This is a genomic window from Chryseobacterium sp. L12 (assembly GCF_056133985.1).
In genome coordinates, this window is sequence record NZ_JBVYOF010000040.1 from 1 (window position 1) to 4,888 (window position 4,888).

Genomic DNA, 4,888 nt, shown 5'->3' on the forward strand with positions numbered 1-4,888 from the left:
ACCGAAGATGAAATCATCGGAACGGACGAAAAGCAGGGATTGTTGGAACAGTACCTAACCCTGTCAAGGGAAAGCGGAACACCGATGCAGGACATCGCACTCGGAACGGAAGAAGTCCGTATCGGAAACAAAAGGTTGAGCCTGCACACCTTGTCCGATACAGACGATTTGCCCGGAACGGTATCGGCTGATACCCGTTTTGAAAAGCTATCCACCGACCGGAGCGACTGCCGTTTGTCGTTCGCTGCTCCCGTGGGATTACTCCTTAGCTGTAACCATATCTACAACCAATATTTGTTTTTGGATAACAGCGAAGACAACCTGCAAAAGTTTGAAAAGTCCGCCCGCAATATGCACTCTTTGGCAAGGTATAGCAGGGCAAACCAAATCAACAAAGAGTGGATAGAAAAATACCTGAACGAAGCCCACAGCTTCGGTCTGTCGTCTATCAGGGCACACTTCAACATTATGGCGTGGTCGGAAGACCCTGCGGAGCTGAAACAGTTAAAGAACGATTGCGGTAGTGCATTGGCATTGATGGAGTGTAAGCCTCGCCACAACACTACGGACGTAGCCACTTTGTTTTGGGCTGGAATGCCCGGCAATGCAGGCGATTTTCCGAGTGAGGAAAGTTTTTACACTTTTATCGAACCTGCCTTGTGCTTCTTCACAGAAGAAACCAACTATCACAATTCGCCCTCGCCGTTCGGTATCAAGATGGCTGACAGGCTTACAGGAAAACCTATCCATTTGGATATTTCCGACCTGCCTATGAAGTGTGGCATTATCACGAACCGGAACAAGTTTATACTTGGTCCGTCAGGTTCGGGAAAATCGTTCTTCACAAACCATATGGTAAGGCAATACTACGAACAGGGCGCACACGTATTGTTGGTAGATACGGGTAATTCTTATCAGGGCTTATGCGAACTCATCAAAGGAAAGACCAAAGGTGAAGACGGTGTTTATTTTACGTACACCGAAGGCAACCCGATTGCATTCAATCCATTTTACACGGATGATGGGGTTTTCGACATCGAAAAGAGAGAAAGTGTTAAGACCTTAATATTGACACTATGGAAACGTGATGATGAACCGCCAACCCGTTCGGAAGAAGTGGCATTATCCAATGCCGTATCAGGTTATATTGAACGTATCAAAACAGATGATGTTTACCCATCATTCAACGGTTTCTACGAGTATGTCAAAGGTGATTACCGCAAGGTACTCGAAGAAAAACAGGTAAGGGAAAAAGACTTTGACATTGCAAATTTCCTGAACGTCCTCGAACCCTACTACAAGGGTGGCGAATACGATTATCTGTTGAACTCCGACAAGCAGTTAGACCTGCTTTCCAAACGCTTTATCGTGTTTGAAATTGATGCGATTAAAGACCACAAAATCCTCTTTCCCATAGTCACAATTATCATTATGGAAGTTTTTATCAACAAGATGCGGAGGCTGAAAGGTATCCGAAAACTCATCCTGATTGAAGAAGCGTGGAAAGCGATTGCCAAAGAAGGAATGGCGGAATATATAAAATATTTATTTAAAACCGTCCGCAAATTCTTCGGAGAGGCGATTGTCGTTACGCAAGAGGTAGATGATATTATCCAGTCGCCCATTGTAAAAGAAAGTATCATCAACAATTCCGACTGTAAAATCCTCTTAGACCAGCGTAAGTATATGAATAAATTCGATGACATACAGGCAATGTTGGGGCTTACAGATAAGGAAAAAGGTCAGGTACTTTCTATCAATATGAACAACGATGCAAGCCGACTGTACAAAGAGGTTTGGATTGGCTTAGGTGGTACGAACTCGGCAGTCTATGCCACCGAAGTTAGTTTGGAGGAATACCTCGCATACACCACCGAAGAAACCGAAAAAATGGAGGTAATGCAATTAGCTTCCGAATTGGACGGTAACGTAGAACTCGCCATTAAGCATATCGCAATGCAAAGGCGTGACAAAGCAAATCAATAGTCATTAACATTTTAAAATTCATAAAAATGAAAAAGTTCCTTTTTATGGTGTGTACGGCACTAATGCTCGCCGTAGCACCGTCCGCAAAAGCACAATGGGTAGTAACCGACCCCACAAATCTGGCATCGGGTATTCTCAACAGTGCGAATGAAATCGTACAGACTTCTTCCACGGTATCCAATGTAATTAAAAATTTCAAGGAAGTGGAAAAGGTGTATAAACAGGGTAAGGAGTATTACGACAAGCTACAAGCTGTAAATAATCTTGTAAAAGATGCACGTAAGGTACAGCAGACTGTATTGCTTGTCGGTGACGTATCCGAAATGTATGTTACCAACTTCGGTAAGATGATGAACGACCCGAATTTTTCTGCACAGGAATTGGCAGCTATCAGCAATGGTTATTCGGCATTGCTGAATGAAAGTACCGAACTGCTGAAAGAACTCAAACAGATTGTAACCTCATCAAGCCTTTCGCTGAACGACAAAGAGCGTATGGATATTATTGATAGAGTGTACAAAGAAGTAAAGGAATACCACAGCTTGGTACGCTACTATACCAATAAGAATATCTCTGTAAGTATTCTAAGAGCAAAAAAGCAGAACAATACCAAAAGAGTGCTTGACCTCTATGGAACTCCTAACCAAAAATACTGGTAGTTATGGAATTTCAAAATCTTCACGAAGTCCTACGCTCATTATATGATGAGATGCTCCCACTGTCCGCCGATATGGCGGCAGTGGCTAAAGGGATAGCCGGATTGGGGGCTTTGTTCTATGTTGCCATAAAAGTATGGCAGGCTTTGAGCAGGGCTGAACCCATTGATATGTACCCTTTGCTTCGTCCTTTCGCTTTGGGGCTTTGCATTATGTTTTTCCCAACTATCGTATTGGGAACAATCAATGCCGTGTTAAGTCCGGTGGTACAGGGTACTCACACAATCCTCGAAAATCAGGTGCTTGACCTCAACAATTTGCAGGCGAAAAAAGACCTGCTCGAACGGGAAGCTATGCTACGAAATCCTGAAACAGCCTATCTCGTATCAAATGAGGAATTTGATAAAAAGCTCGAAGAATTGGGCTGGTCGCCCGGCGATTTGATTACGATGTCGGGAATGTATATGGATAGGTTTGCCTACCAAACCGAACAAGCTATTAAGAATTGGTTTCGCAATCTGTTAGAGGTACTGTTTCAGGCGGCAGCTTTGGTTATTGATACCATAAGGACGTTCTTTCTCATTGTCCTGTCCATACTCGGGCCGATAGCCTTTGCGATAAGCGTGTGGGACGGTTTTCAGTCCACGCTCACGCAATGGCTGACCCGATACGTCAGCGTTTACCTGTGGTTGCCTGTGGCAGACCTGTTCAGCTCTATGCTTGCCAAAATACAATCCCTCATTATCGAAAAGGATATAGCAATGCTTGCCGACCCGACTTACATTCCTGATACCTCAAATACCGTGTACATCATCTTTATGATAATCGGTATCGTGGGCTACTTCACTATCCCAACGGTAACAGGCTGGATTATTCAGGCAGGCGGTGCAGGGAACTTTACCCGTAACGTAAACCAAGCCGCAATGAAAACCGGAAATATCGCCGGAGCAGGAACAGGTTCGGCAGTTGGAAATATCGGTGGCAAGTTAATGGGGAAATAAAAACAATCAAATCATTTAAAAATGGAATTTAAAACATTAAGAAATATCGAAAACAGTTTTAGGCAAATACGGCTGTATGCCATTGTATTTGCCGTTCTCTGCCTAAGCGTGGTAGGATTTTCACTTTGGAAATCTTACAGCTTTGCAGACGAACAACGCCAAAAAATCTATGTGCTGGATAATGGAAAATCGTTGATGCTTGCCTTATCGCAAGATGCAAGTATCAACCGACCTGTGGAAGCAAGGGAACACGTCAGGCGTTTTCACGAACTCTTTTTTACGCTTGCTCCCGACAAGAACGCTATCGAAAGCAATATGAGCAGGGCATTCAACCTTGCCGATAAATCAGCTTTTGATTATTACAAAGACCTGTCGGAAAAGGGCTATTACAGCAGGATTATTTCGGGGAATGTACAGCAACGCATTGAGGTGGATAGTGTCGTGTGCAATTTCGACACCTATCCTTATGCGGTGCGTACCTACGCCAAACAATTCATTATCCGTTCGAGCAACGTGACCAGGCGTAACCTGATTACTTCCTGTTATCTCGTGAACTCTGTCCGTTCGGACAACAACCCGCAAGGCTTCAACATCGAAAAGTTTGCAGTGATAGAAAACAGGGATATAGAAGTTATCGAACGCTAAAAAAACAATCTTATGGAAGCATTATCAGATTTAAGCACGTTTGCAAAAATCCTTACCGATAAAGGATATAACGGCTATTTCCATACGCAGGGAGCGTATGCTGGAAAGTTGAAGGAAAGTATCGGCGAATACCTCGAAAACTGCCAAAAAGGTACAGATAGTTTGCCTAAACAGGACTTGTTGCTGACGGGCTACCTGCAATGGTCGGGCGAAGACAAGCCAAGTGTAGAATGCAGTATGTGGGTAAAATACCTGAACGGCAAATTCTCGCTTAACAGAATGGAGGTTGCAAGGAAAGACCAATTTGGGCAACTGCTGAAAAAATCGGAACTGACAAACCTGTCAGTCATATCCGCACCCAAAGCGGTTGAGGCAGTCGCTTTGGTCAATGAAGAACCGAAGCAAAAGGCAGGTCAAAGTCCTAAGCGTTTCAAGCTATAACAACAGAAATAGTAAGGTTATGAAAAAACTAAGAGCAAATATGGACAGGTACTTTGACAAGCTGGACGAACGATGGCGGGCAATGCCCTTGCGGAAACAGCAACAAAACACAGTTTACTTTTTTGTGGGGTATCTACTGCTTACGGCCGGGGTCCATTG

At 43.9% G+C, this 4,888-nt stretch carries 5 protein-coding genes; all 5 read left to right on the forward strand.

The features are described from left to right. Nucleotides 1-1,986: TraG family conjugative transposon ATPase (locus AC0NBN_RS17100; protein WP_160813437.1), on the forward strand; the 1,986-nt coding region annotated here is incomplete at its 5' end. Nucleotides 1,987-2,012: 26 nt separating this feature from the next. Continuing rightward, nucleotides 2,013-2,645 carry a DUF4141 domain-containing protein gene (locus AC0NBN_RS17105; protein WP_019974899.1) on the forward strand — a complete coding sequence of 211 codons (633 nt, stop codon included), beginning with the start codon at nucleotides 2,013-2,015 and terminating at the stop codon, nucleotides 2,643-2,645. A 2-nt stretch (nucleotides 2,646-2,647) separates the two neighbouring features. Next, nucleotides 2,648-3,643 (forward strand): conjugative transposon protein TraJ, encoded by a 996-nt coding sequence (gene traJ / locus AC0NBN_RS17110; protein WP_059333820.1) that lies wholly within the window; start codon nucleotides 2,648-2,650, stop codon nucleotides 3,641-3,643. Nucleotides 3,644-3,664: 21 nt separating this feature from the next. Then, nucleotides 3,665-4,288 carry a conjugative transposon protein TraK gene (traK, locus tag AC0NBN_RS17115; protein ID WP_026357463.1) on the forward strand — a complete coding sequence of 208 codons (624 nt, stop codon included), beginning with the start codon at nucleotides 3,665-3,667 and terminating at the stop codon, nucleotides 4,286-4,288. Nucleotides 4,289-4,300: 12 nt separating this feature from the next. Beyond that, nucleotides 4,301-4,729, forward strand: a complete 429-nt coding sequence (locus AC0NBN_RS17120) for a hypothetical protein (protein ID WP_066439692.1) — start codon at nucleotides 4,301-4,303, stop codon at nucleotides 4,727-4,729. Nucleotides 4,730-4,888: the final 159 nt, after the last annotated feature.

Coding starts and splice junctions, on each gene's coding strand:
- AC0NBN_RS17105 (WP_019974899.1), top strand. CDS start 2,013: ATGAAAAAGTTCCTTTTTATGGTGTGTACGGCACTAATGCTCGCCGTA.
- traJ (WP_059333820.1), top strand. CDS start 2,648: ATGGAATTTCAAAATCTTCACGAAGTCCTACGCTCATTATATGATGAG.
- traK (WP_026357463.1), top strand. CDS start 3,665: ATGGAATTTAAAACATTAAGAAATATCGAAAACAGTTTTAGGCAAATA.
- AC0NBN_RS17120 (WP_066439692.1), top strand. CDS start 4,301: ATGGAAGCATTATCAGATTTAAGCACGTTTGCAAAAATCCTTACCGAT.